Here is a 23,992-nt window from a genome sequence, read left to right as displayed (position 1 = left end):
CTTCTTTGTGAAATGGTTGGCGTATGTCCATCATCTTGCGTGCAGCTAAGCCCCAAGACGCTGCTTTATTGTCTTCGTTGGCTTTACGGGCCAAGGCGCATTGGGCCTATTCAGCAGATTTTATGGCCAGCGTTGAAGCCGAATTAACGGTATCTTCAGCACAATTAGCAAACTCTGACTGGTTATGTCAGGTAGCGATATGTCGAGGGGATATCGTAGGTTATGCCCTGCTTGATACTAAAAACCCTGTGCGATGGATTCTGGACGCCATGTTTGTGGAGCCCAAAATGATGGGACACGGGGTTGGGAGACGGCTTATGGCATGGGTGAAAACAAGCATGCAGCAGAAGCAGTGCCTTGAATTATTGATTGCCAGCGATCCGAACGCGGAAAGCTTCTATTTGCGAATGGGAGCCGAAAGAATAGGGGAAACGCCGTCGGACAGTATTGCCGGTCGCGTTTTACCGCTATTGAGGATAAAGGAGGCAGCGGATGCCGTTGAATAAATGATAAAGTCGCTTTGATCTTCTTACTTTTGTCAAAAACATCGGCGAAAATACGAGTTCATATGCATTTTAGGAGTCGTCTTTTGCACAAATTGATTCTGGCCGCGTGTCTCGTCTGTAGTCCCGCTATGGCATCTCCCACTTTTATTTTGTTACAGGACTTGCCTTATACCGACACGCAAGAATATGTGTATAAGAACATCATCAGACCTGCGATTCTCAATTCCAATGCAGACTTTGTTATCCATGGTGGTGATATGCAAGGCAGCAAAGCCATATGTAGCCGCGACGGACTTAAGATGCTGCGTGATGATTTGTATAGTCTGATGCCTGAGCGGGTGTTTCTGACACCGGGCGATAACGACTGGACAGATTGCGACAGACCCAGCAACTCCAAACCCGTCAGTGAGTATAAGGCACTTAGCTGGTTGCGGGAGCTGTTTTATAGCCCCGGGCCTGCAGGAAAACCCGAATGGCAGTTAGCCAGACAGGAAGGTTTCCCTGAGAATGCCCGTTGGCTGGTGGACAACAGCCTGTTTGTCACTTTACATATTCTGGGTACCGTAAATGGTCGGCAGCAAGTCTATCTGGATGCACCCGATTATGCCCTTGAGCAGGTTGAGGCGCGGGATAGCGCCAATTATTCCTGGTTGCAGGATGCGTTGACCTTTGCCAGCGAACATGGCGCTTCGCACCTGGTGGTGGCGGCTCATGCAGATATCACAGTCGGTGAAGGAAAGCCGGCATGTACTCGCAGTCAAACTAGAGATTGCGATCCCTATCAGGTTTATCGTCAGCAGTTGCGGGAAGCCGCCACTGAATTTGGTAAGCCTATGTTGTTTATTCACGGTGATACCGAACCATTTTGTCTGGACAAAGGCTACGGTGGAACAAAGGCCCCGAATCTCTGGCGCTTAAACGGTGCTGGCGACTATAACCTGATAGACGCGTTACGGGTTGATGTCCGTGACAGTGAGACCGAACCATTCAGCATCAAGGCGCTAACCGGGGACGCGGTGCCCTCTAAGTGTTAATTCAAATATGACCACTATTATTCGTAGTAAAGACTTTACCGCCTCTCGTCCTTGGGGGGCATTAGATATTGCTTGCATGCAAGGCATCAGCACGCGTTTGCATTGGACTGATAAAGCTTATCACTGGCATGTTAACGACGGCGAAGAAGTCTTTGTGGTGTTGGATGGGCAGGTGGAAATGAAGTACCGCGATGCCAATGGAGAGACATCCACTCTGTTATCTTGTGGCGATATATTCTTTGCCTCAACGGGGACAGAGCACTGTGCTCATCCTGTTGGTGAAGCAAGGATTCTGGTGATAGAAAAGCACGGAAGTGTTTAGAGCGTGTTGACCTTTTGGGTATGATTTTGCAGCAGTTTGTGGGCCCTTTATACAAGGCAGAGCGAACGTGGTGTAGTTATTCTACATGAGTGAGTGACAAGTTCGTATGGAACGGACTTGAACAGCTTTGCTGGCCTTCGGCGAAATACAAGGAGGTATTTCGTAAAACGCCGTAGAAAGGGCCCACAAGCGCTGCCCTGAGGGTTCAACCCAGCCCCTCCTGCTCTGTGTTGCCGGGCTTTGACTTAGGCCCACTAGGCCTGCAGCCCGGCGTCGTGACCAGAAGGGACTGGATTTGAACAACATCTATACTTAAAAAGTCAACACGCTCTAGGCCAATATGCCTTGGCTGGGTTTTTCAGTGATTTGAGTGACAGCTTGTACTAAAATCCCCTCGCGCACTGGCGCTGGAGGATATATGAGTGAAAACGGCGCCATCAGGCTTAATAAATTTATCAGCGATTCCGGTTATTGTTCGCGTCGTGAGGCGGATAAGTTAATCGAACAGGGTAGGGTAACTATCAACGGCCAGACTCCGCAACTAGGCACCAAAGTTATGCCTGGTGACCAGGTGGCTGTGGATGGTAAGGTCGTTGGTGCCAGCGCCAGCGATAAGTCTGATCGTGTTTACATCGCCTACAACAAACCGGTTGGAATTACCTGCACCACAGAGCGCAGCGTGCGCGGCAATATAGTTGATGCCATTCGTCACCCTGAACGTATTTTCCCCATTGGTCGTTTGGATAAAGATTCTGAAGGACTGATTTTTCTGACCACTGATGGTGATATCGTTAATAAGATCTTGCGGGCAGGCAATGAACACGAGAAAGAGTACGTGGTCACGGTCAATCAGCCTGTCAGCGAACGATTTATCCGTCAGATGAGTCAGGGCGTGCCGATTCTAGGCACAGTAACCAAGCCCTGTAAGCTTAAAGCGACCGGACGTTTTTCTTTTCGTATTATCCTAACGCAGGGATTAAACCGACAGATCCGTCGCATGTGTGAGTTTCTTGGCTATGAGGTGGTGAGCTTAAAACGGGTTCGTATTATGAATGTGGAGTTAACCGGACTGCGGCCCGGCCAATGGCGTAATTTGTCAGACAGTGAAATGGCAGAAATAAACCAAGCCATTGCCCATTCAAAGAAAATAGCCTGACGAAGCGGCATTATTCCGCTTCGTTGAATTTCTGCTGGATTAGTTGTTCTACTGCAGACAGGGCTGCCTGGGCGTCCTGCCCTTCGCTGATCACCAGCACTTCCTTGCCCATGCTGCTTTCCAGCATCATCAGGCCCAGCACGCTGGTGGCAGAGGCCGACTTATCACCTTGCACTAAGGTTACTTGTGCATCGAACTGAATTGCCAGCTTGGCCAATTGCGTGGCAGCCCTGGCATGTAAGCCCAGCTTGTTTTGAATGAGCAGGGTCTTTTCCAACTTCATTTGCGTGATAACTCTCTGTGTCTGATTTGTACGTCGGGATGCACCGCTCTGAAGGTTTTTGCCAGGCTCTCTGCGACGAAGACGGAACGGTGCTGACCACCGGTGCACCCTATGGCAATAGTGACATAACTGCGGTTATTGCGCTCCAAATGGGGAAGCCAAGTAGAAATCAGATTTTGAATTTGCCAGATAAACTTGGTCACTATAGCTTGAGAGCCAAGAAAGGCCTCCACTTGTGGATCCAGACCGGTCAGGTTTTTCAGTTCCGGCTCCCAATGGGGGTTAGGTAAAAAGCGGGCATCAAACACATAGTCGGCATCTTTGGGAATACCGTGTTTGAAACCGAAAGATTCAAAAATCAAAACCAAGCGTGAACTTTTCTTACCCAGAATACGTTCACGGACTAATTCCGCCAGTTGATGAACAGATAACTCACCTGTGTCGATATACAAATCTGCCCGCTCGATAATAGGCCCCAGTAGCACAGATTCTGATTGAATAGCGTCGGTCAGTGACTTGCTGTGCTTGGACAGGGGGTGCAGACGGCGGGTTTCACTAAAACGCTTGATCAATACATCATCGCTGGCATCCAGGTATAGAATGGTCAGCTCCCAGGTGGAGGGCAGGTAGTCTAGGATCTCGACTAGTTCCTCCGGATCCTTGGGCAGATTGCGCACATCGATACTGACCGCAACCAGTTCGTATTCATCAACGACGGTATGGGTCAAGGTTGGTAACAAATTGACCGGAATATTGTCCACACAATAATATCCGAGGTCTTCCAGGGCTCTCAATACAATAGATTTGCCGGAGCCTGAACGGCCGCTGATGATAATGAGTTTCACACTATAGCCTTAAATAATTCCTGATCTGATTGAGCATGACGGAGTTTTTTTACCGTTTCCTTGTCATTTAATTTGGCTGCAATGGTTGCCAGGGTTTGCAGATGCCCCTGGGCTTGGTCTTCTGGAACCAAAATGGCGAAAAAGATATCCACTGGTTGGTTATCTATGGCTTCAAACGCCACGCTGGGTTGACTGGTGACCAAGATAGCGGTGACGTTATTCAGGCCTGCCAGACGCCCATGAGGGATGGCAATACCGCAGCCTATGCCTGTACTGCCCATTTTTTCCCGATTGAGCAAACTAGTAAGAATCGCGTCCTGATCAATATCTGATAGATGCTGGGCAGCGATTTCACTGATGGATTCCAGGATGCGCTTTTTGCTGGTGCCTTGTACTGCACACACTGTGCAGTCAGGAGTGAGGATGTCTTTGATTTCCATTTTGAATTTTTTGTCTATGTGGCCATAAACAGGCAGAGCCTGTTTATGGCGGCAATGAGCCTAGTGGCGTTTCATCTTTTCCTTATGCTTGAGCACTTGGCGATCAAGCTTATCGATAAGGCTATCAATGGCGGCATACATATCGGTATGCTCGGAAGTGGCAAAAACTTCGGTACCGTTCAAATGTAATGTAGCCTCCGCTTTTTGATTCAGCTTTTCGACATTCAGAATGACATGAACATTGTTAATGTGATCGAAGTGTCTCTCCAACTTGGTGAATTTACTATCAACGTAGGTGCGAAGAGAATCGGTGATTTCAACGTGATGACCAGTAAGGTTGATTTGCATAGTGCCTCTTCCTTTTGTTGGCGAGTCTTACAGCAGACTCTTGCGTTGGTTAGATGGGGGAATCGATAACGATTCCCGGTACTTGGCGATTGTTCGCCGGGCAACCATAATGCCTTGGTCGGCTAACAACTGCGCAATTTTGCTATCACTAAGTGGCTTGGCAGGTTTTTCTGCTGCCACCAGTTTCTTAATCAGAGCTCGAATAGCGGTAGATGAACATTCTCCACCGCTTTCTGTCGCCACGTGGCTGGAGAAGAAATACTTCAGCTCGTAGATACCACGCGGGGTATGCATATATTTTTGTGTGGTCACCCTGGAGATGGTGGATTCATGCATGTCTACCATCTCTGCCACATCATTCAGCACCATTGGCTTCATGGCCTCTGGTCCATACTCAAAGAAGCCTTGCTGCTGCTGAACGATACAGTTGGCAACTTTAAGTAAGGTCTCATTGCGACTTTCCAGGCTCTTAATAAACCATTTTGCTTCTTGCATATGGGAGCGAATAAACTGGCTGTCACTGGAATTTCTGGCATTGCGACTCATGGCCGCATATTGCTGATTAATACTTAGCTTAGGCAAGCTGTCTGGATTTAGTTCAACCATCCAGCGGCCATTTTTTTTCGCCACTGAGACATCGGGAATAACATACTCAGGTTCACTGGTAACGATAGCGCTACCTGGTCGGGGATTGAGCGTTTGCAGTAGGCGCAATGCTTCGCGCAGCTCTTCTTCTTTCAGGCGCGCCTTGCGCATCAGGGTGCGATAATCTTTGGCGGCTAACAAGTCACTGTATTCCACAATCAGTGCTTTGGCTTCTTCCAGCCAAGGTGTATCGGCAGCAAACTGGCGCAATTGTACCAACAGGCATTCCTGCACTGAGCGTGAACCTACACCGACCGGGTCGAACATCTGAATGCGCTTGAGTACGCATTCCACTTCGTCCAGCTCTACTTCTTCGTCTTCAATATCCAGGCTTTGCAGAATATCTTCGGTGCTGACCGTCAGGTAGCCGGACTCATCAATACTATCAATGATGGCAATGGCGATAGCAGCATCGGTTTCACTAAAGGGGGTAAGACGCATCTGCCATAGCAGGTGATCCTGAATATTATCTGAGGTTTCGCCCTGATAAACCGAGTCGTCATCACTCCCTGCGGAAGATGACGCGGGGGCTGAGGATGCGCTGTAGTACTCATCCCAGGTGGTATCAACAGGCAACTCATCAGGGAGCTCCTGTTTTTCTAATGCATCGCCGGCTTCCAGATTTTCGCTATGATCATTGCTGGACGGCGTTTCATTGTCCTGGCTATTTAAATCCTGAACGTCGCCGGCAGCAAAGTCCTGACCGTCATCCGCTTCCAACAAGGGGTTAGAGTCCAGCGCTTCCTGGATTTCCTGTTGTAGATCCAGCGTAGACAGCTGAAGCAGGCGAATGGCCTGTTGCAGTTGCGGCGTCATGGTGAGCTGCTGGCTGAATTTTAGTTGTAATGCGGGCTTCATCTACTTCTTATTATCTTCCAATGGCCTTTCAAGGTATTGATATGGGCGTTTAAAGCAAAGGTCAAGGTGTACTGCGACGTACGACTTAACTATAGCTTGAATTGCTCTCCCAGGTATACATCTCTAACCTGCTTGTCATTCAGTACCTGCTCTGCACTTCCTTCTGCAATCAGCTCTCCGTGACTGACGATATAGGCTTTTTCACAAACATCCAGGGTCTCTCTGACATTATGGTCAGTGATCAGTACCCCGATTCCTCTGTCTTTTAGGTGATGAATAATCTTCTTGATGTCACTGACCGAGATAGGATCAACGCCCGCAAAGGGTTCATCTAACAAGATAAAGCGCGGATTGGCAGATAAGGCCCTGGCGATTTCCACGCGGCGTCGCTCTCCCCCAGACAAGCTCATGCCGGTACTATGACGGATATGATTGATGTTAAATTCATCCAGCAGCGCGTCAGCTTCCAGCTCGCGTTGTTCCTGGTTTAACTCTTTGCGCGTTTCCAGTATGGCCATCAGGTTTTGATAAACCGTCAGCTTACGAAAAATAGACGATTCCTGTGGTAAGTAGCCAATTCCCCGACGGGCACGGACATGCATTGGTTCGTGACTAAGCTCTTCATTGTCAATAAAGATCTGGCCTTTATCCATAGGGACCAGTCCAACAATCATATAAAAAGAGGTGGTTTTGCCTGCGCCATTAGGACCAAGCAGACCAACGATTTGCCCGGCACTGACCTGTAGGCTCACGTCGCGCACGACCTGACGGTTTTTATAACTTTTGGCCAGGTGCGAGGCCTTCAAGGTTGGCATGGGACTACTTCTCCTGCACAGGTTTCTTTTTCGGCTCGGGCTGGAAAATGGTTTCAACACGGCCATCGCCGTCATCCGAGCCCTGTGCGACTAACTGTTCTTTTTCCATATTGAATTCAATCTTATCACCGCTGACGCTGCTGCTATTTTGATGTAGCTCAGCATTTCCGCTTAGGGTCAGGGTACGCTTTTCTACTTGATATTCAATATGATTAGCCAGGGCGCGAATGCGACTGCCATCTGCCATGGTTTGCTGATATTCAGCGGGGTTACCCCGGGCGATAAATATTTCCCTGCCTTTACCCTGTTCGGCGTTCACTTCAACTTCACTGGCTTCTATGCTCAGCGAGCCTTGGGTAATTTTTACATCTTCACGAAAGATGGACACTTTATTGATACCGTCACCAGACTGGAACTTAGAGGCTACCCGGATGGGTTCATTAAAGTCCTGATTGATGGCATTAGCTGATGCGCTCAGCAGCAGGGCGGCCAGCAGCAGGTTGAATTTAGTTGTCTTTGCCATAGATGGTCTCTACATGATCCAGTAATTCAAATTGTTTGCTATTCATATCAGCACTAAAACCATTGCCGCGAATGGTGTAATTAACCCCTAAGATGGTAACGGGTTGGTCTGAATGCATGGTTTTGTTGTTCAGATCGATTTCAATAAAGCTGGTATTGATGGTTTGCCATACACCGTCTTCACTGAGACTGCGGATCTCAACATTGGTTTCCAGTTGAATGCGGTTGTCTTCATACAAGGTGCCTTCCTGAGCGGTAATTTCCCAGGGGGGTTCATCTGCCTGCACAAATACGCTGTATTGGGGTTGCTGGAACAGGGTAAAGCCCAAGGCTTCATAATGTTCCATCACGGCGGCGTGAATGCTATGAGTTAGCACACCTTCCTCGTTGAACAGGTTGGTCTGCATATTACGCGCCTGGTAGTTAGGCTGCCATACATCTTCCCTTTGCTTATTTACTTGGGGCTGCTCGCTGTCCTGCCACCAGTTGTAGTTGGTGGCCAGAATCAACAGAAACAGCAGGAGTATGCTGAGGGTCAGGCGACTCATGTGCTACTGCCATGACTAATACTGAGTTGGTCGTGCGCTTGCAGTAGCAGGTCGCAGACTTCACGCACTGCACCAAAGCCGCCAGCGCAGTATGTGACATAGTCAGCTTGCTGCTGGATAAAAGGATGACCATCAGGCACTGAGATACTGAGGGCCGAGAGTTCAAACATGCCCAAATCCGGCATATCGTCACCCATGGCAGCCACTTGCTGAGTGTTTAATGCCAGTGTTGCCATTAAATTCTGCAAAGCATGGCCTTTGTTTTCCTCTCCCTGAATAATGTGCCTGACGCCCAGGGCGCGCATTCTGTCTTCTACTATGCGCGATCTACGTCCGGTAATTACGGCCACTTCCACTCCAATCTTCATCAGGGCTTTTACCCCATAACCATCTCGGGTGTGGAAAGCTTTTAGCTCCTCGCCAGCATTGCCCAGGTAGATTCGTCCGTCAGAGAATATGCCGTCAACATCACACACGAGTAAACGTATTGTTTTGCAGCGCTCAAACAGGCGGCTGTCTATGTTGCCGTAAAGGGTCGAAACTGAGCTCATCATTAAATGTACTTTGCGTGTTCTATGGTTGAAACAGACTGGTTTGGTACGCCAGGTAACAAGCCAGTAGTAATCCGCCTTGCCAGCGTTCTATACGCCGACGTTCCTTTATGGCGAAACAAAACAGTATCAGTAGCAGGGTCAATACCAGCATCACTGGCATGTCGCGCTGCATGGCCTGAGGATCTATGTTACCTGGGGCCAGTAATCCTGGCACGGATAACACGGCCAGTATATTAAAAATATTGGAGCCCAGAATATTGCCCAGGGCCAAATCATCTTCTTTCTTGAGTATTCCGCTGATACTCGCTGCCAATTCCGGCAAGCTGGTACCTATGGCAACAATAGTCAAACCGATAACCAAATCGCTGATGCCAAAGTATCTGGCAATATGTGTGGCGGAATCTACCATCATATGGGCACTGAGTGGAAGCAACAGCATTCCCATTAGCAACCACAACAAGGCTTTTGTGACCGGTATGTTCGGTAATTCAGCCCTAAGTTCTTTACTTAGTGGGTCACTTTTTTCACTTCGCAAGGCAAGCCAGGCCAATAAGCCGATAACTAAAAAGAATAACACCAGCAGTAGCAAACCTTCCCGATGGCCAAGGCGACCATCCCACATCAGATAAGCCGCAAGCAATGAGACCAGTAAAACCATTGGCATTTCCCGGCGCAGTGTTCCCGAAGCAACTTGCAAAGGTTTTAGCAGGGCTACTGCACCTAACACTAAGCCTATATTGGCAATATTGGAACCAATGGCATTACCGACCGCTGTATCCCGGTTGCCCGCTAGCGCAGCACTGATTGACACCATAATCTCCGGCGCGGAAGAGCCCATGGCGACAATGGTTAAGCCGATAAATAGAGGAGGAACGCCAAAATAGCCTGATATTGCCGAGGCGCCCTGAATAAAGCGGTCGGCACTCCAACTTAGGACGATCAAACCGGCCAAGAAGATTAAGCATTGGGTAATCACGGCTTATCTCAATCTGTCCATGTCGATAGGCATTGCGGAATTGTCGCAAAAACAGAGGGATTTTCCTATCAATAGGAATCATTCATTGCGTAAGTAAACACTTGCGTTTACAATTTGCCTTCGGCCGGTCTAGCTTATTTCCTGCTTGATAGGCGGTTCTACGATTTTCGAACATTTAGAACACAACTTATTACTTTTTAACTTTGTTTCAGTTTGATGAAACACATTACAATGCCCCGAATTTGGCTATTTGGGCCATAACCCGGTAAATGGATGAGCAGATGGAAGACTTAGTAAGTGTAAATAACCTGACTTTTTCCCGCGGTCAGCGGGTCATTTATCAGGATATTTCGCTGCGTCTGGCAAAAGGTAAAACCACTGCCATTATGGGACCCAGTGGTATAGGTAAGACTACGCTGCTCAAATTGATTGGCGGGCAATTGCGCCCGGACAGTGGTGATATCGTTTTTAAGGGCGAGTCCATTCCCAAGATGCGCAGGTCGCGTCTGTTTGAAGTTCGTCGTCATATGAGCATGCTGTTTCAAAGCGGTGCGCTGTTTACCGATATGACGGTATTTGACAATGTGGCCTTCCCCTTGCGAGAACATACCCGGCTGTCTGAAGAATTAATTCGTTTGTTGGTGTTGATGAAATTGCAGGCCGTGGGCTTACGTGGGGCGGCAGATATGCTACCTAGTGAGCTGTCCGGCGGTATGGCCAGACGTGCTGCGCTGGCGCGAGCTATTGCATTGGATCCCGAGCTTATCATGTATGACGAGCCATTTGCCGGACAAGACCCTATTTCGATGGGGGTGTTGGTTAAACTGATTAAAGAATTGAATAACGCCCTGAATCTGACCAGTGTGGTGGTGACGCATGATGTCACCGAAGTCATGTCCATCGCTGACTATGTGTATATTCTGGCGGATAAAAAAATCATCGGAGAAGGTACGCCGGAGCAAATTCGGGCCCATGAATCTCCTATGGTGCAGCAGTTTTTATTGGGACGTGCCGATGGGCCGGTGCCTTTTCATTTTCCAGCGCAGAATCTGGAACAGCAGTTATTGGAGAGACGTTGATGGAATGGTTTGCACGCCTGGGCAGGTCTACATTAGAGATCTCGGCAGGTCTTGGGCGGGCGGCGTATCTCTTGGTTGGGGCGCTGTTTGCTAAGCCGCAATTAAAGAATATCCCACTGACCATAAAGCAAATTTATGTGGTTGGGGTGCAGTCGCTGCTGATCATTGTTGTCTCAGGTGCTTTTATCGGCATGGTGATGGCCTTGCAAGGGTATACCGTATTAGTGGATTACGGTGCGGAAGAAAGCCTTGGGCCCATGGTCGCGCTATCTTTATTACGTGAGTTAGGCCCGGTGGTGACCGCATTGTTGTTTGCCGGTCGGGCGGGGTCAGCATTGACCGCTGAAATCGGTTTAATGAAAGCAACCGAGCAATTGAGCAGCCTTGAGATGATGGCTGTTGACCCACTGCGCAGAGTTATTGCGCCCAGATTGTGGGCGGGCATTATTGCCATGCCGATGTTGGCTGTTATTTTTAGCGCGGTCGGTATTTTAGGCGGTCAAGCTGTTGGGGTTGATTGGTTGGGTGTTGATGCCGGCAGTTATTGGTCAGTGATGCAAGCCTCCGTGGAGTTTGAGAAGGATGTGGGTAACGGCATCATTAAGAGCTTGGTTTTTGCCTTTATCGTCACCTGGATTGCGGTATATAAGGGCTATGACTCCATCCCGACGTCGGAAGGCATTAGCAAAGCAACAACCGAGACCGTGGTTTATTCTTCCCTGGCCGTGCTGGGAGTGGATTTCGTTTTAACAGCATTAATGTTTGGTACGCATTAACAGGGGATTGGCAATGAATTCTAGAAAAGTTGAAGTATTGGTTGGGATGTTTGTCGCCTTGGCTGCCGCCGCCCTTATCATGCTGGCCCTTAAAGTGGCAGACAGAGGCATCAGTGGCAATGGTGAAACCTATGTGCTGAAAGCCAAGTTTGACAACATCGGTGGGCTGAAGGTGCGTTCACCCATTAAGGTTGGTGGCGTCGTAGTTGGCCGCGTTGGCAGCATCAGTCTTGACGAAGATGATTTTAGCCCAGTAGTGACCTTGGTAATTGGTAAGGAATTTGACAAGTTTCCCAGTACCAGTTCGGTGTCTATTCTTACCTCAGGACTATTGGGCGAGCAATATATTGGGCTGCAACCGGGTTTTATGTTGGAAGACGATGACATCCTTAAACCCGGACAATTTATCGAAGATACCAAATCGGCGCTGGTACTGGAGGATTTGATCGGCCAGTTTCTGTTTAGCCGGGGTAACGATTAAGCCGCAGAATTTTTAGTTAGCGTGGAGTGTATATATGTTAGTGAAGAAGCTGATGAGTTGGGTTGCCATGGCAACCTTGGTTCTGTCCAGCCAAGTCATGGCGCAGGATCAAGAGGATCCTTATCAGTTGTTGTCATCGGTCGCCACTAAGACCTTTGATCGGATAAAGAGTGAAAGGGTAGAGATTAAAGCTAATCCCGAAATTTTGCGTGACATCATGGAGCAAGAGTTGCTGCCTTATATTGACTATAAGTTTGCTGCACTGAAAGTTCTGGGTAAGCATTTTAAATCTGTTCCCAGAGAGCGTATTCCTGAGTATGTGCAGGTGTTTCGTGATTACCTGGTAACCACTTACGCACTGGCTATGGCTCAATATGATAACCAGACGGTCGAGTTTGAGCCCAACCGTGGTGAGGTTGAGGAAGAGCGGGTCGTGACAGTTCGAGCTTTGGTTAAAGAGGCCGGCAGACCTGATATCAAGTTGGCGTTTAAGGTTCGTAAAAGTAATAACACGGATCAATGGAAAGCCTACGATATGGTGGCAGAGGGAATCAGCATGTTGTCCAGTAAGCAGAGTGAACTGGAAGGCATTATTCGTCAGGACGGCATTGATGCTGTTATTAAACTGATGAAAGAGAAGAATGCCCAGCCAATCTCACTGCAAAAGAACACCGAGGAAAGTGCATGAGTGCACTGAGCCTGGAGATTGGCAATCCAGCAGGCGTCTGTCGTCTGCTGGGTTCGCTGACGCTCGATTATGTTATGGATTTGGAATCCGAACTGGGCAAGCTTTGGCAGCACAAGCAACTGAAACTTGATTTGGGCGGACTGGAGCAATCCGATATGGCCGGTTTGGCGTGGTTAGTCCGCCTGCTGGGAGACGCTAAACAACGTGGCGTTGCGATACATCTCACCAATCTGCCAGATACTTTACTCAAGTTGGCAAAAATCAGCGACGTAGACAAGCTTTTACCGTTAGAATAACCAGCCTGTACCACAGGCTGGAAGTTTCTTATGCCAATCAATCAAATCGAACAGTTACTCAGGGATGCCCTGGAACTTAGCGAACTGTACGTCAAGGGAGAAGGCTCCCATTTTCAGGTTATTGCCGTATCCACCCAATTCGACGGGGCCAGCCGGGTCAAAAAGCAACAGATGGTCTATGCCCCTTTGTCTGCATTGATTGCTGACGGCACTGTCCACGCGTTATCGATTAAAGCCTTCACGCCCGAAGAATGGCAGCGTGAACGTAAATTCCTGATGCCGGAGTAAGCAATGGATAAGCTACTGATTAAGGGAAACGGACCGTTAAAAGGAACGGTTAGGATTTCAGGTGCCAAGAATGCGGCTCTGCCATTGTTGATGGCGGGGTTGCTGACCGATAAACCTAGCGTGTTTACTAATGTACCCGCCCTTCGCGATGTTAAAACTACCCTGGCGTTACTGGGACAACTGGGGGCGAGGGTGAGCGTAGAGGATGACAAGGTCAATATAGATGCCAGTGAGATCACTAATCTTATAGCACCGTATGAGCTGGTGAAGACCATGCGGGCCTCCATTCTGGTGCTAGGGCCGTTGCTGGCAAAGTTTGGGCGTGCTCAAGTGTCTCTACCTGGTGGCTGTGCGATAGGTGCCAGACCGGTGAATTTGCATTTAAGTGGTCTGGAGCAAATGGGCGCCAAGATCGAGGTGGAAGCCGGTTATATTACGGCGCACGTTGAGGGACGTTTGCAAGGTGCCAATATCTTTATGGACATGGTCAGCGTTGGCGCAACCGAAAACCTGATGATGGCAGCGGTGTTGGCTAACGGAACCACGATTCTGGAGAATGCGGCCCGGGAGCCTGAAATTGTTGATCTAGCTAATTGCCTCAATAGTATGGGGGCAAAAGTGTCTGGAGCGGGCACTGATAAGATTCAGATCCAGGGCGTTGAGAAATTGCATGGCTGTCATCACAGCGTGCTTCCTGACCGCATTGAAACCGGTACTTTTCTGGTGGCCGCTGCCGCAACCGGTGGCAAAGTGCGTTGTGAGCACGCAGCGCCAGAAACCCTGGATGCCGTGATTAGCAAATTAAAAGAGGCGGGCGCTAAGGTTACTCTGGGTGACGATTGGATTGAGTTGGATATGCAAGGGCAACTGCCTAAAAGTGTCAATATCAAAACCGCCCCGCACCCCGGTTTCCCCACTGATATGCAGGCCCAGTTTGTCGCGCTCAACTGTGTGGCCTCGGGAACGGGGGTCGTAACAGAAACCATCTTTGAAAACCGCTTTATGCATGTACCTGAATTGCAGCGCATGGGCGCCAATATAGACTTGGAAGCCAACAGTGCAGTTTGCCGCGGGGGATCCCAGTTAAAAGGTGCACAAGTGATGGCGACTGACTTACGTGCTTCAGCCAGCCTGGTAATAGCCGGTCTGGTTGCAGAAGGTGAGACCCTGGTTGACCGAATCTATCACCTGGACCGTGGCTACGAGCAAATCGAAGTTAAACTGGGTGGGCTTGGCGCTAAGATTCAACGGGTACAGTGAGTCACCTATTTGATTGAAAAAAGCCGCATGTTGATGCGGCTTTTTTATTAGTTACTGGTCAGCTCGGAGATGGTGACGCTGACGGTCATGCGCTCTCTGCTTTCGCCCCGCAATAGTTCGAAACTCAGGTTTGAGCCAGGTGGGGTCTCGGCTACCTGATCCAGTGTTTTGAACGTGCCCTCAATGGGTTTGCCGTCTATTTTTATCAGCATATCACCGGCTTTTATACCAGCCCGCGCTGCCGGTCCCAGTGGATCAACACCAGTGACCAGAATACCGGATTCACCCAAAAACTCTGTGCCGCTGATACCCAGGTACCCGCGGATGACACGGCCATGGGCGATAATATCGTCCATCACCCGCTTAGCCAGAGCATAGGGCACGGCAAAGAAGATGCCAGCGACATCCTTAATCCTGCGGTTGCGATCAAGGGTCTTAAAATTAGCGTTGTTGATACCCACTAAAGTGCCGTTACTGTCTACCAATGCGCCCCCTGAATTCCCCTCATTCAAGACGGCATCCATTTGAATAAAATCAGCATAATTTGCGTTACTGACATAATTACTCAAGCCGCTTCGGCCCGTGGCACTAATAATGCCTTGCGTTGTGGTTTGTCCCAAATTATATGGATTACCAATAGCCAAGACTAAGTCCCCCACCTGGGTTTTATATTCTCCGCTTTGGGGGATCACCGGCAAGTTTTCATCGTTTACCTTTAACACCGCCAGGTCGGTGTGAGGGTCTTGCCCAACCAGCATGGCTTCAAGAATGCGTCCATCTTGCAGTACTACGTTGATACGCTCGGAATCTTTGATGACATGATAACAAGTCAAAATATGGCCGTTAGCGGTCATTAGTACGCCTGAACCGAGGCTAGTTCGTTCCACGGGTTGACGGCGATACAGCAGGGGACGACTGTCATAACTGGTACTGTATATATTGACCACAGCTGGAGCAGCTTTATTTATTGCATTACTGAAACTTAATGGTGCGGTATTAAAACCCTGGCGCTGAAAGAGGCTCAAGGACAGCGAAGTGCCGTTGCGTAATTCGGGAAGAAGCACGAGCAGTATGCCAGCCACAAACACGCCCAGCAGGATAGATTTTGTCAGGAACTTTAGCCAGCTAGTCTGTTTCACAAATGGGGTAGGTCGGTCAGAATTTTCCTGAGGATAGCACTGTCATCGGTCTGATGACAGCCTGTTTACCTTCTATAAGGTGACACAAGATATTGTAATGCATAAAAAAGGCTGCCTTGAGGCAGCCTTTTAGATAATCCGAGATATTTAGCGGATAACCAAGTACAAGGAGGCTTTACCACGCTTGATATTCAGGGCGATAACCCCTTCATTGTCGCGCAGATAATTACGTAGCTCGCTGACATTTTGAATGCGTTGGCGGTTGATACCGACAATCACATCGCCATCCTGCAATCCTAAGCGTTCAGCCGGTGAGCGCTTGGCAATATCAGAAACCAATACGCCGCTAATACCGTCTTCAGACTTACCATCAGACAGATTGGCACCTTCTAAAACCGGATGGATTTCGCTGGCAGATATATTTTCACTGCTATAGTCCCCAAGGGTGACTTCAACATTTTTACGCTTACCTTCACGTAACAGCCCCAGTTTAATTTTGGTGCCTGCTCCCAAGGTGCCGACTTTGGCGCGCAACTCGGTGAAACTGCGAATATCTTTGCCATCAATAGACAGAATGATATCACCGGGTTGAATACCGCCTTTCTCTGCTGCTGAGCCACTATTTACTTCACGGACAAAGGCGCCTTGATGTACATCCAGCCCCATGGCTTTAGCCAGCTCTGAGTCCAAGTCCCCGCCGATGATGCCGAGTAAACCGCGGCGAATCTCACCGAATTCAATCAATTGATCGGAAAGATTTTTCATCATGTTGGACGGAATGGCAAAGCCGATACCCACGTTTCCGCCATTGGGTCCGTAAATAGCGGTATTAATACCAACCAGTTCGCCACGCAGGTTAACCAGAGCACCACCGGAATTCCCGCGGTTAATGGCAGCATCGGTTTGTATGAAGTCTTCATAGCCTTCAATATTCAGGCCACTGCGCCCTAGCGCGCTGACTATGCCTGAGGTAACAGTTTGCGATAGTCCAAAAGGGTTGCCGATGGCGACCACAAAGTCACCGACGCGAAGCTTATCGGAATCTGCGATAGGGACAGCGTGAAGGTTATCGGCTTTGACTTGCAGCAAGGCAATATCGCTTTGTTCATCAGAGCCTATTTTCTTGGCTTCCAATTCACGGCCATCAACCAAGGTCACGGTGATTTTGTCGGCTTGGTCGATTACGTGATTGTTGGTGATGATATAGCCCTTCTTGGCATCAATAATGACACCCGAGCCCAGGCCCTTGAATGGGCGTTCCTGAACTTGCTCATTCGGCGCGTTAGGACCGAAAAAGAAGCGGAACATCTCCGGAACCCGCTGCCGGGATACCTGAGTGCCCGCAACAGATATACTGACTACGGCAGGTTTTACCTCTTCCAGCATGGGTGCCAGAGATGGCACCTCGTCGTCATCGCCAAAAAATGGAATGGCTGCACTGGTGGTAAAAGACGTGCTGGCCAATGCCAGCGCACTAATGGCAAATACCTTGGTAAAGTTTCGTCCAAAGGCTGTTTTCATTGCTGCTATTTCTCCAGGCTAATTCAAGGACAAAAGTAATCAACAGACACAGTGGGCGGGCATAAAGTTCAACCTGAGAAGCTATTCAGCCGCAGAAGATGAGCTTTTTGCTGTGCCTTTAAACAATCCGGTTCCTGCTTTGGCGTAATCCCTTGGCTGGTAATCTGTGGTCTGAGTTACCGGTCGCTGGCTTTGACTTTGGTTACGCAGATAAGCGGCAGCCTGTTCGCCAAAATAGTTCATTTGGGGCTGCTCTGGGTCATGGCTCGTCTGAGTCAGTAAGGATTCATAATTCTCCAACTGCTCTTTTAGCAACTGACTTTGCTGTTCAATGGTGGCCAGAAGCTGGCGACTTTCACTGATGTGGATTGCCGCTTGCTCAGACATTAAACGCTTGATGTCTTGCTCAAGAGCCAGTCCGGATTGCTTATCTGAAGACGCTCTTTGACTGAACTTGGCAGCAAAAAAACCTATCACAGCGCCGCACACCAGCAACAATAACCCTACAATCCAGTCCATAACTTCTCCTAACACGAATCAGTAGTAACAGGTACGTGCAGTACCGGCCTTGTGTTAACGGTAAATCGCCTGCTCAGCGCATAAAGGCGAAGAGTGGCAGATTTTTCCAACAACACGCTTTACTTAATAATACCCGCTACGCAAACTATGCGGCCAGTTTATTTTAATTCAAGCCTTCGCAGGCCGCTAAGTGCAGCGGTGTTAATGAAGGATTTTTAGACGGATTGAGTAGCATGTTATCTATGACGCCATGGCAAAAATATCAGAACGATCTGGAATCCCCAGATTTTTTTGCTGATGCGGCGCAGGAGAATGCCGTCAGGCATTTGCAGGTTCTGTATGACAATCTTCTTGCCTGCAAGCCCAAGCGAGGCTTGGCCGGACGACTATCCAGCATGCTGGGTAAGGCGAAGCAGGAGCCTATTCAAGGCTTGTACTTTTGGGGTGGAGTAGGGCGCGGCAAGACCTACTTAGTGGATACATTTTTTGAGTGTCTGCCATTTGAACAAAAGATGCGTATTCACTTTCATCGCTTCATGCATAAGGTTCATCATGAACTAAAAGGGCTGGCGGGACAGTCGGATCCGTTGAAGACAGTGGCCAGGCGCTTTGCGCAAGAAGCTAAAGTGATCTGCTTTGATGAGTTCTTTGTGTCGGATATTACCGATGCCATGATCTTGGGCACCTTGATGCAGGAGCTTTTCAGTCATGGCATTGTGCTGGTCGCCACCTCGAATATCGTGCCTGATGAGTTGTACCGTAACGGCTTACAACGGGCGCGTTTTTTACCAGCCATAGCCCTGATAAAGCAACACTGCCTGGTGGTGAACGTGGACAGTGGAACCGACTACCGGTTACGGGCGTTGGAACAAGCAGAAATTTATCATTTCCCGCTCGACCAAGCGGCGACAGAAAATTTGAATACCTACTTCGTGCAACTGGCACCCGAAGAAGGCTCCCAGAATTTGTCCATTGAAGTGGAAGGGCGCCAGATTAAAAGCCTGCGGGAAGCTGACGGTGTGCTGATGATAGAGTTCAGGGCATTATGTGATGGTCCTCGCAGCCAAGCTGATTATATGGAACTCAGTCGTTGCTATCATACCGTGCTGCTGGCAAATGTTGAGCAAATGGGGCAGTCCACAGATGATATTGCCCGGCGCTTTATTGCTATGGTAGATGAATTTTATGAGCGTAACGTAAAGCTCATTATGTCTGCGGCTGTGCCTTTGGAAAACTTGTATACAGAAGGACGACTCAGCTTCGAATTCAAACGTTGTTTGAGCCGCTTAAAAGAGATGCAATCTCATGAGTATCTGGCGCTGCAGCATTTACCCTAAAGGATAGGGTGAAATGCAGGTGTCGAATACTTGCTACGCACCCGGCGAGTATTGATTAGCAGGCACTTTTTCGCTGGGTTGTTTGCCTAAAATTTACCCTCGCCTTTTGCTATAACTTCTGTATAATGCGCGCCCTGCCCAGTTACAACTGCCGCCTTGGGAAGGCGGGACAACCGGCTTGCTCGAAGGGGCAAATCCACCGGTTTAGCAGCTTACTGGCAGCGCAGCTGCTGGTCAGCGCAAGTAACTAATTGAATCTTTTGGGTAAGTTAAAATGAAAACTTTTGTTGCTAAGCCAGAGACGGTAAAACGTGACTGGTTCGTGGTTGATGCCACAGACAAGACTCTTGGACGTCTGGCGACTGAAATCGCTCGTCGTCTGCGCGGTAAGCACAAGCCTGAGTACACGCCTCACGTGGACACAGGTGACTACATTGTGGTTATCAACGCTGATAAAGTACGTGTAACTGGTAATAAGACCAAGGACAAAATGTACTATTCCTACACTGGCTACGTTGGTGGTCTGAAGGAAACCACTTTCGAAAAGCTGCAAGCCCACAAGCCTGAGCTGATCATCGAAAGAGCGGTTAAAGGTATGTTGCCTAAAGGTCCTCTGGGCCGTGCGATGTTCCGCAAAATGAAGGTCTACGCTGGTTCTGAGCATGCACATGCGGCTCAGCAGCCACAGGTTCTGGATATTTAAGGAGCATTGAGTTATGGCAGATAATCAATATTACGGTACTGGCCGTCGTAAAAGCTCCACTGCTCGCGTATTTATTCGCCCAGGCAGTGGTAACATCACCATCAACAAGCGCACTATCGAAGAGTTCTTCGGTCGTGAAACCGCTCGTATGGTAGTACGTCAGCCTCTTGAACTGTTGGAAATGACCGACAAGTTTGACCTGTACATCACCGTTACTGGTGGTGGTATCAGCGGTCAAGCCGGCGCTATCCGTCACGGTATCACTCGTGCTCTGATGGAATATGACGAAGCACTGCGTCCGACCCTGCGTAAAGCTGGTTTCGTGACTCGTGATGCTCGTGAAGTTGAGCGTAAAAAGGTCGGTTTGCACAAAGCGCGCAGACGTCCTCAGTTCTCCAAGCGTTAATTTTTTACGCAACGAGATACAAAAAACCCGGCTTTTGCCGGGTTTTTCTTTTTTTTACTGACCTACTGCGTTTTAAACCAACTAATCCCCTGTTTTACCCATCATTTCCTTGTGTTTTGAAGGGGTTTTCTTTTATCATTTCCCGCTAAAATATAACCCCCTAACATTTCCTGTAACATTCGCAGAGCCAAGAAGACGAATGGTCAGGAAATACACTAAATCCAACCTTTGGAGAAAAGTGGATGAGCAATGCGCCAGTAGATAACAGCAGGCGCCGATTCCTGACGATTGCCACCTCAGTGGTGGGCGGCGTTGGGGTGGCGGGCGTAGCTGTGCCATTTATCGCTTCCTGGAATCCCAGCGCCAAAGCCAAGGCGGCCGGAGCTGATGTGGAAGTGGATATCAGCAAAGTTGAACCAGGTCAGTTACTTCGTGTCGAGTGGCGCAGTAAACCGGTTTGGATCGTTCGCCGTACTCCAGAACTGTTGGCGGAGCTGGGCAAGCACGAAGAGCTTCTAAAAGATCCGGCTTCTGATGAACCTCAACAACCAGAGTTTGCGAAGAATCAATATCGTTCCCTAAAAGAGGAATATCTGGTTCTGGTCGGGATCTGTACTCACCTTGGATGTTCTCCCCAGCACCTTAAAGATGGTGCATTCGAAGAACAGGTCGAAGGTGTACCAGAAGGTTTCTTCTGCCCATGTCATGGTTCTAAGTTCGATATGGCCGGCCGCGTATTTTCGGGAGTTCCAGCTCCACTGAACTTGGTTGTGCCCCCATACATGTACATTGATGACAATACCATCCTGATTGGTACTCAAGAGGGAGCGGCATAATATGTGGAAAAATCTACTCGACTGGATTGAATACCGTATTCCCATGATGCGCGTGGCGAAAATGCACGCCATGGAATACCCCGCACCTAAAAACATGAACTTCTGGTACGTGTTTGGCTTTTTGGCCACTATTGTACTGGTAAACCAAATTGTCACTGGCATTTGGTTGACCATGAGCTTTGAGCCTTCAGCAGAACGCGCCTTTGCTTCTGTTGAGTACATCATGCGTGAAGTGGATTATGGCTACATCATCCGCTATATGCACAGCACTGGCGCTTCCGCGTTTTTCATTGTGGTCTACCTGCACATGTTCCGCGGTATGCTCTACGGTTCCTATCAGAAACCACGCGAATTGCTGTGGTTGTTCGGTATGTTTATCTATCTGGCACTAATGGCTGAGGCCTTTATGGGCTATGTATTGCCTTGGGGTCAGATGTCTTACTGGGGGGCGCAGGTAATCGTATCGCTGTTTGGCGCTATTCCGGTAATAGGTGAAGACCTGACGGTATGGATCCAAGGTGACTACGTGATTTCAGGCGCAACCCTGAACCGCTTCTTTGCACTGCATGTAATCGCATTGCCTTTGGTGATAGTCATTCTAGTGTTCCTGCATATTGTTGCCTTGCACGAAGTGGGTTCTAACAACCCTGATGGCGTGGAAGTGAAGCGTAAGAAAGGCTCTTTGAAAGAAGAAGAGAAAACCAAGTTCAAAATGCATGAGTACTACACTAACAAGTACGACATCATTGATGACGTGGTGCCTTTCTTCCCGCACATTGTATTGAAAGACCTGGTTGCCTTCAGTGTATTCCTGCTTGGCTTCTGTTATGTGTTGTTCTTCAAACCCGAGATGGGTGGTTACTTCCTGGAAGCGCCTAACTTTGAAATTGCTAACCCGCTGAAAACCCCTGAACATATTTTCCCTGTTTGGTACTTCACGCCGTTCTATGCGATTTTGAAAGCCGTACCTGACAAGTTGCTCGGTGTTATTGCCATGTTTGCAGCCATTGTTATGCTGGCCCTGTTGCCTTGGATTGACCGTGGTAAAGTAAAATCCTGGCGCTATCGTAGTGGTATCCATAAATACAATCTGATTGTGTTTGCCATTGTCTTCGTGTTCCTTGGTTATTTGGGCGGTACTCCGCAAGAAGCTTGGAAAGTGACTGCGTCTCAGATCGCGACATTCCTGTACTTCGCCTTCTTCGGTCTGCTGTGGTTGTACAGCAAGAACGAGAAAACTAAGCCACTGCCAGAGAGGATAGGTTAATGAAGAAACTTGTTGTTCTGTTTGGTCTGTTGGTGCCATCTCTTGTCTTGGCCGCCGGCGGCAGCAATGTTCACCTGGACAAAGCGGATATTGACCGTACCGACCAGCCGTCGCTGCAACGTGGTGCACAGTTGTTTATGAACTACTGCCTGGGGTGTCACCAGACACAGTACCAGCGTTATCAGCGTACCTTCGAAGATATAGGTGTACCCTTGGATCTTGGCCAGGAGAATCTTCAGTTGACCGGTGAAAAGGTCGGCGATTATATGAAGAGCGCTATCCCTAAAGAAGCCGCTGCTAAGTGGTTCGGTGCGCCTCCTCCTGATTTGACCTTGGTAGCCCGTGTTCGCGGTGCTGACTGGCTATATACCTATCTGAGAAGCTTTTATGTGGATCCAAACCGTCCGTTTGGCGTAAACAACAAGGTTTTTCCTGATGTAGGTATGCCTCATGTTCTGCAGGAGCTGCAAGGCGTTCCTTATGATCAACACGAAGAGCGTATGATTGATGGCCAAATGCAGTCTGTTTACGTTGGTATAAAAGCCGATGGAACAGGCATGCTGAGTGCCGATGAATATGACGCTGCCGTATTGGATTTGGTTAACTATCTGGTTTACCTGGGTGAACCCGCCAGATTGGAAGCTGAAAGCATCGGTCGTTGGGTATTAGTGTTTATCCTGGTGTTGTTCGTCTTTGTTTACCTATTGAAGAAAGATTATTGGCGTGATGTGCACTAATTAGGCACAGAATCCTGTATAATGGCAAAGGGCAGTGCGGTGAATCGCACTGCCCTTTTTTAACGTTCTCAGATATGCCAATTTTATTAGCTAAATCATTAGGTTGTGATTTAGCTAATAAAATTGGCGTTGGACTTTTGGTTTTTGGAGGAGTGTGAATGGCCTTAGCCGCGAACAAACGTTCGATAATGACTTTATTCTCGGATACGTTGGACATCTATAGTCATCAGGTGCGCATCGTGTTGGCTGAAAAAGGTGTGGGCGTAGAAATTTGCTACGTTGACCCAACAAATCAACCCGAAGACCTGATTGATTTGAACCCATACGGAACGCTGCCTACTTTGGTAGATCGCGAACTGGTGTTGTACCGCTCTCATATCATTATGGAGTATCTGGATGAGCGTTTTCCTCATCCGCCACTGATGCCTGTTTACCCGGTATCCCGTGGTCAAAGCCGACTGATGATGCATCGTATCGAGCAAGACTGGTACAGCATTGCGGAGAAGATTCTAAAAGGCGCAGGCGATATCGCTGCTGCGCGTCAGGAGCTGCGTGAGAACATTCTGGCGTTAGCCCCGCTGTTTGCTGATAATCCTTTCTTTATGAGTGAAGAATTCAGCTTGGTGGATTGTTACCTGGCGCCGCTGCTGTGGCGTTTGCCGGCATTGGGCATTGAATTGTCCGGCGCGGGTGCAAAAGAGGTCAAAGCCTATATGAACCGCATTTTTGAACGCAGTTCATTCAAGGCTTCTTTGACTGATCAGGAACGCGAAATTCACAATCCTCTGTAAGTATGGACGCAACTAT

The 23,992-nt window shown here is 48.8% G+C and carries 31 protein-coding genes; 18 read left to right on the top strand and 13 right to left on the bottom strand.

The genetic code is table 11. From position 1 onward, the window contains the following. Nucleotides 1-23 precede the first annotated feature (23 nt). The 4 genes from IEX02_RS09645 to rluF all read left to right on the top strand — a co-directional run bounded on the left by IEX02_RS09645 (nt 24) and on the right by rluF (nt 3,018). A complete protein-coding gene (locus IEX02_RS09645) occupies nt 24-506 on the top strand; it encodes a GNAT family N-acetyltransferase (protein WP_188693804.1) in 483 nt (160 codons plus the stop codon). A gap of 128 nt (nt 507-634) precedes the next feature. Next, on the top strand, nt 635-1,540 hold the full coding sequence (locus IEX02_RS09640) for a hypothetical protein (RefSeq protein WP_188693801.1): 906 nt from the start codon (nt 635-637) through the stop codon (nt 1,538-1,540). A gap of 7 nt (nt 1,541-1,547) precedes the next feature. Continuing rightward, nucleotides 1,548-1,862 (top strand): cupin domain-containing protein, encoded by a 315-nt coding sequence (locus IEX02_RS09635; RefSeq protein WP_188693798.1) that lies wholly within the window; start codon nt 1,548-1,550, stop codon nt 1,860-1,862. Nucleotides 1,863-2,280: 418 nt separating this feature from the next. After that, nucleotides 2,281-3,018: a 23S rRNA pseudouridine(2604) synthase RluF gene (gene rluF / locus IEX02_RS09630; RefSeq protein WP_188693795.1), complete on the top strand. Its 738-nt coding sequence runs from the start codon at nt 2,281-2,283 to the stop codon at nt 3,016-3,018. A 10-nt stretch (nt 3,019-3,028) separates the two neighbouring features. Here rluF and IEX02_RS09625 read toward each other — a convergent pair whose 3' ends face one another. From IEX02_RS09625 to IEX02_RS09580, 10 genes are all read right to left on the bottom strand, one after another. Beyond that, nucleotides 3,029-3,301, bottom strand: coding sequence for an HPr family phosphocarrier protein (locus IEX02_RS09625; protein ID WP_188693793.1), 273 nt, complete (start codon nt 3,299-3,301; stop codon nt 3,029-3,031). Continuing rightward, on the bottom strand, nt 3,298-4,146 hold the full coding sequence (rapZ, locus tag IEX02_RS09620) for an RNase adapter RapZ (protein ID WP_188693790.1): 849 nt from the start codon (nt 4,144-4,146) through the stop codon (nt 3,298-3,300). The genes IEX02_RS09625 and rapZ overlap by 4 nt, the downstream gene beginning before the upstream one ends. Next, a complete protein-coding gene (ptsN, locus tag IEX02_RS09615) occupies nt 4,143-4,586 on the bottom strand; it encodes a PTS IIA-like nitrogen regulatory protein PtsN (RefSeq protein WP_188693788.1) in 444 nt (147 codons plus the stop codon). The genes rapZ and ptsN overlap by 4 nt, the downstream gene beginning before the upstream one ends. A 60-nt stretch (nt 4,587-4,646) precedes the next feature. Continuing rightward, nucleotides 4,647-4,934: a ribosome hibernation promoting factor gene (gene hpf, locus IEX02_RS09610; RefSeq protein WP_188693785.1), complete on the bottom strand. Its 288-nt coding sequence runs from the start codon at nt 4,932-4,934 to the stop codon at nt 4,647-4,649. Between the two features lie 27 nt (nt 4,935-4,961). Then, nucleotides 4,962-6,437 carry an RNA polymerase factor sigma-54 gene (locus tag IEX02_RS09605; protein ID WP_188693782.1) on the bottom strand — a complete coding sequence of 492 codons (1,476 nt, stop codon included), beginning with the start codon at nt 6,435-6,437 and terminating at the stop codon, nt 4,962-4,964. A gap of 89 nt (nt 6,438-6,526) precedes the next feature. Then, nucleotides 6,527-7,252, bottom strand: coding sequence for an LPS export ABC transporter ATP-binding protein (gene lptB, locus IEX02_RS09600; RefSeq protein ID WP_188693779.1), 726 nt, complete (start codon nt 7,250-7,252; stop codon nt 6,527-6,529). Nucleotides 7,253-7,256: 4 nt separating this feature from the next. Continuing rightward, nucleotides 7,257-7,775, bottom strand: coding sequence for a lipopolysaccharide transport periplasmic protein LptA (gene lptA / locus IEX02_RS09595; RefSeq protein ID WP_188693775.1), 519 nt, complete (start codon nt 7,773-7,775; stop codon nt 7,257-7,259). Next, entirely contained in the window at nt 7,759-8,322 is a 564-nt protein-coding gene (gene lptC, locus IEX02_RS09590) for an LPS export ABC transporter periplasmic protein LptC (protein WP_188693772.1), read from the bottom strand. The genes lptA and lptC overlap by 17 nt, the downstream gene beginning before the upstream one ends. Beyond that, the gene (gene kdsC / locus IEX02_RS09585) at nt 8,319-8,873 is read right to left on the bottom strand and encodes a 3-deoxy-manno-octulosonate-8-phosphatase KdsC (protein ID WP_188694173.1); all 555 of its coding nucleotides are present in this window, start codon (nt 8,871-8,873) and stop codon (nt 8,319-8,321) included. The genes lptC and kdsC overlap by 4 nt, the downstream gene beginning before the upstream one ends. Nucleotides 8,874-8,895: 22 nt before the next feature. After that, nucleotides 8,896-9,852 carry a calcium/sodium antiporter gene (locus tag IEX02_RS09580; RefSeq protein ID WP_188693770.1) on the bottom strand — a complete coding sequence of 319 codons (957 nt, stop codon included), beginning with the start codon at nt 9,850-9,852 and terminating at the stop codon, nt 8,896-8,898. A gap of 281 nt (nt 9,853-10,133) precedes the next feature. On the opposite strand from IEX02_RS09580, the gene mlaF reads away from it, so the two are divergent. The 7 genes from mlaF to murA are packed head-to-tail and all read left to right on the top strand — an operon-like array spanning nt 10,134 to nt 14,720. Continuing rightward, complete coding sequence (gene mlaF / locus IEX02_RS09575; protein ID WP_188693764.1) at nt 10,134-10,931, top strand: phospholipid ABC transporter ATP-binding protein MlaF; 798 nt, start codon at nt 10,134-10,136, stop codon at nt 10,929-10,931. Then, nucleotides 10,931-11,707, top strand: coding sequence for a lipid asymmetry maintenance ABC transporter permease subunit MlaE (gene mlaE / locus IEX02_RS09570; protein ID WP_188693762.1), 777 nt, complete (start codon nt 10,931-10,933; stop codon nt 11,705-11,707). The genes mlaF and mlaE overlap by 1 nt, the downstream gene beginning before the upstream one ends. 13 nt (nt 11,708-11,720) lie before the next feature. After that, complete coding sequence (mlaD, locus tag IEX02_RS09565) at nt 11,721-12,188, top strand: outer membrane lipid asymmetry maintenance protein MlaD (protein ID WP_188693759.1); 468 nt, start codon at nt 11,721-11,723, stop codon at nt 12,186-12,188. 40 nt (nt 12,189-12,228) lie between these two features. Beyond that, a complete protein-coding gene (locus IEX02_RS09560; RefSeq protein ID WP_373284984.1) occupies nt 12,229-12,876 on the top strand; it encodes an ABC transporter substrate-binding protein in 648 nt (215 codons plus the stop codon). Then, entirely contained in the window at nt 12,873-13,172 is a 300-nt protein-coding gene (locus tag IEX02_RS09555; RefSeq protein WP_188693753.1) for an STAS domain-containing protein, read from the top strand. Before IEX02_RS09560 ends, IEX02_RS09555 begins: the two co-directional genes overlap by 4 nt. A 30-nt stretch (nt 13,173-13,202) precedes the next feature. After that, the gene (locus IEX02_RS09550; RefSeq protein WP_188693751.1) at nt 13,203-13,460 is read left to right on the top strand and encodes a BolA family protein; all 258 of its coding nucleotides are present in this window, start codon (nt 13,203-13,205) and stop codon (nt 13,458-13,460) included. Between the two features lie 3 nt (nt 13,461-13,463). Then, nucleotides 13,464-14,720 (top strand): UDP-N-acetylglucosamine 1-carboxyvinyltransferase, encoded by a 1,257-nt coding sequence (gene murA, locus IEX02_RS09545; RefSeq protein ID WP_188693748.1) that lies wholly within the window; start codon nt 13,464-13,466, stop codon nt 14,718-14,720. A gap of 47 nt (nt 14,721-14,767) precedes the next feature. On the opposite strand, the gene IEX02_RS09540 is transcribed toward murA, so the two are convergent. The 3 genes from IEX02_RS09540 to IEX02_RS09530 form a co-directional block, all read right to left on the bottom strand. Next, on the bottom strand, nt 14,768-15,859 hold the full coding sequence (locus IEX02_RS09540; RefSeq protein ID WP_188693745.1) for a trypsin-like peptidase domain-containing protein: 1,092 nt from the start codon (nt 15,857-15,859) through the stop codon (nt 14,768-14,770). A gap of 147 nt (nt 15,860-16,006) precedes the next feature. Further along, nucleotides 16,007-17,380 carry a DegQ family serine endoprotease gene (locus IEX02_RS09535; RefSeq protein ID WP_188693742.1) on the bottom strand — a complete coding sequence of 458 codons (1,374 nt, stop codon included), beginning with the start codon at nt 17,378-17,380 and terminating at the stop codon, nt 16,007-16,009. Nucleotides 17,381-17,461: 81 nt separating this feature from the next. Beyond that, nucleotides 17,462-17,899 (bottom strand): ZapG family protein, encoded by a 438-nt coding sequence (locus IEX02_RS09530; RefSeq protein ID WP_188693739.1) that lies wholly within the window; start codon nt 17,897-17,899, stop codon nt 17,462-17,464. A 233-nt stretch (nt 17,900-18,132) separates the two neighbouring features. Between IEX02_RS09530 and zapE the strand changes: the two genes are divergently transcribed. The 7 genes from zapE to sspA all read left to right on the top strand — a co-directional run bounded on the left by zapE (nt 18,133) and on the right by sspA (nt 23,976). Next, entirely contained in the window at nt 18,133-19,236 is a 1,104-nt protein-coding gene (gene zapE, locus IEX02_RS09525) for a cell division protein ZapE (RefSeq protein ID WP_268237406.1), read from the top strand. Between the two features lie 274 nt (nt 19,237-19,510). Continuing rightward, complete coding sequence (gene rplM, locus IEX02_RS09520) at nt 19,511-19,939, top strand: 50S ribosomal protein L13 (protein ID WP_188693734.1); 429 nt, start codon at nt 19,511-19,513, stop codon at nt 19,937-19,939. Nucleotides 19,940-19,952: 13 nt separating this feature from the next. Next, on the top strand, nt 19,953-20,345 hold the full coding sequence (rpsI, locus tag IEX02_RS09515; protein WP_188693731.1) for a 30S ribosomal protein S9: 393 nt from the start codon (nt 19,953-19,955) through the stop codon (nt 20,343-20,345). A gap of 242 nt (nt 20,346-20,587) precedes the next feature. Next, the gene (gene petA, locus IEX02_RS09510; RefSeq protein WP_188693728.1) at nt 20,588-21,181 is read left to right on the top strand and encodes a ubiquinol-cytochrome c reductase iron-sulfur subunit; all 594 of its coding nucleotides are present in this window, start codon (nt 20,588-20,590) and stop codon (nt 21,179-21,181) included. A gap of 1 nt (nt 21,182) precedes the next feature. Continuing rightward, nucleotides 21,183-22,448 carry a cytochrome b gene (locus IEX02_RS09505; protein WP_188693725.1) on the top strand — a complete coding sequence of 422 codons (1,266 nt, stop codon included), beginning with the start codon at nt 21,183-21,185 and terminating at the stop codon, nt 22,446-22,448. Beyond that, nucleotides 22,448-23,185, top strand: coding sequence for a cytochrome c1 (locus IEX02_RS09500; protein WP_188693722.1), 738 nt, complete (start codon nt 22,448-22,450; stop codon nt 23,183-23,185). The genes IEX02_RS09505 and IEX02_RS09500 overlap by 1 nt, the downstream gene beginning before the upstream one ends. 158 nt (nt 23,186-23,343) lie before the next feature. Next, on the top strand, nt 23,344-23,976 hold the full coding sequence (gene sspA, locus IEX02_RS09495; protein ID WP_188693719.1) for a stringent starvation protein SspA: 633 nt from the start codon (nt 23,344-23,346) through the stop codon (nt 23,974-23,976). The last annotated feature ends 16 nt before the right edge of the window (nt 23,977-23,992 follow it).

Origin of the sequence: Bowmanella pacifica (genome assembly GCF_014645355.1) — a bacterium.
Taxonomy (GTDB): Bacteria; Pseudomonadota; Gammaproteobacteria; order Enterobacterales; family Alteromonadaceae; genus Bowmanella; species Bowmanella pacifica.
Note: the sequence above shows the minus strand (reverse complement) of the source record. Positions and strands in the feature narration are given on the sequence as shown.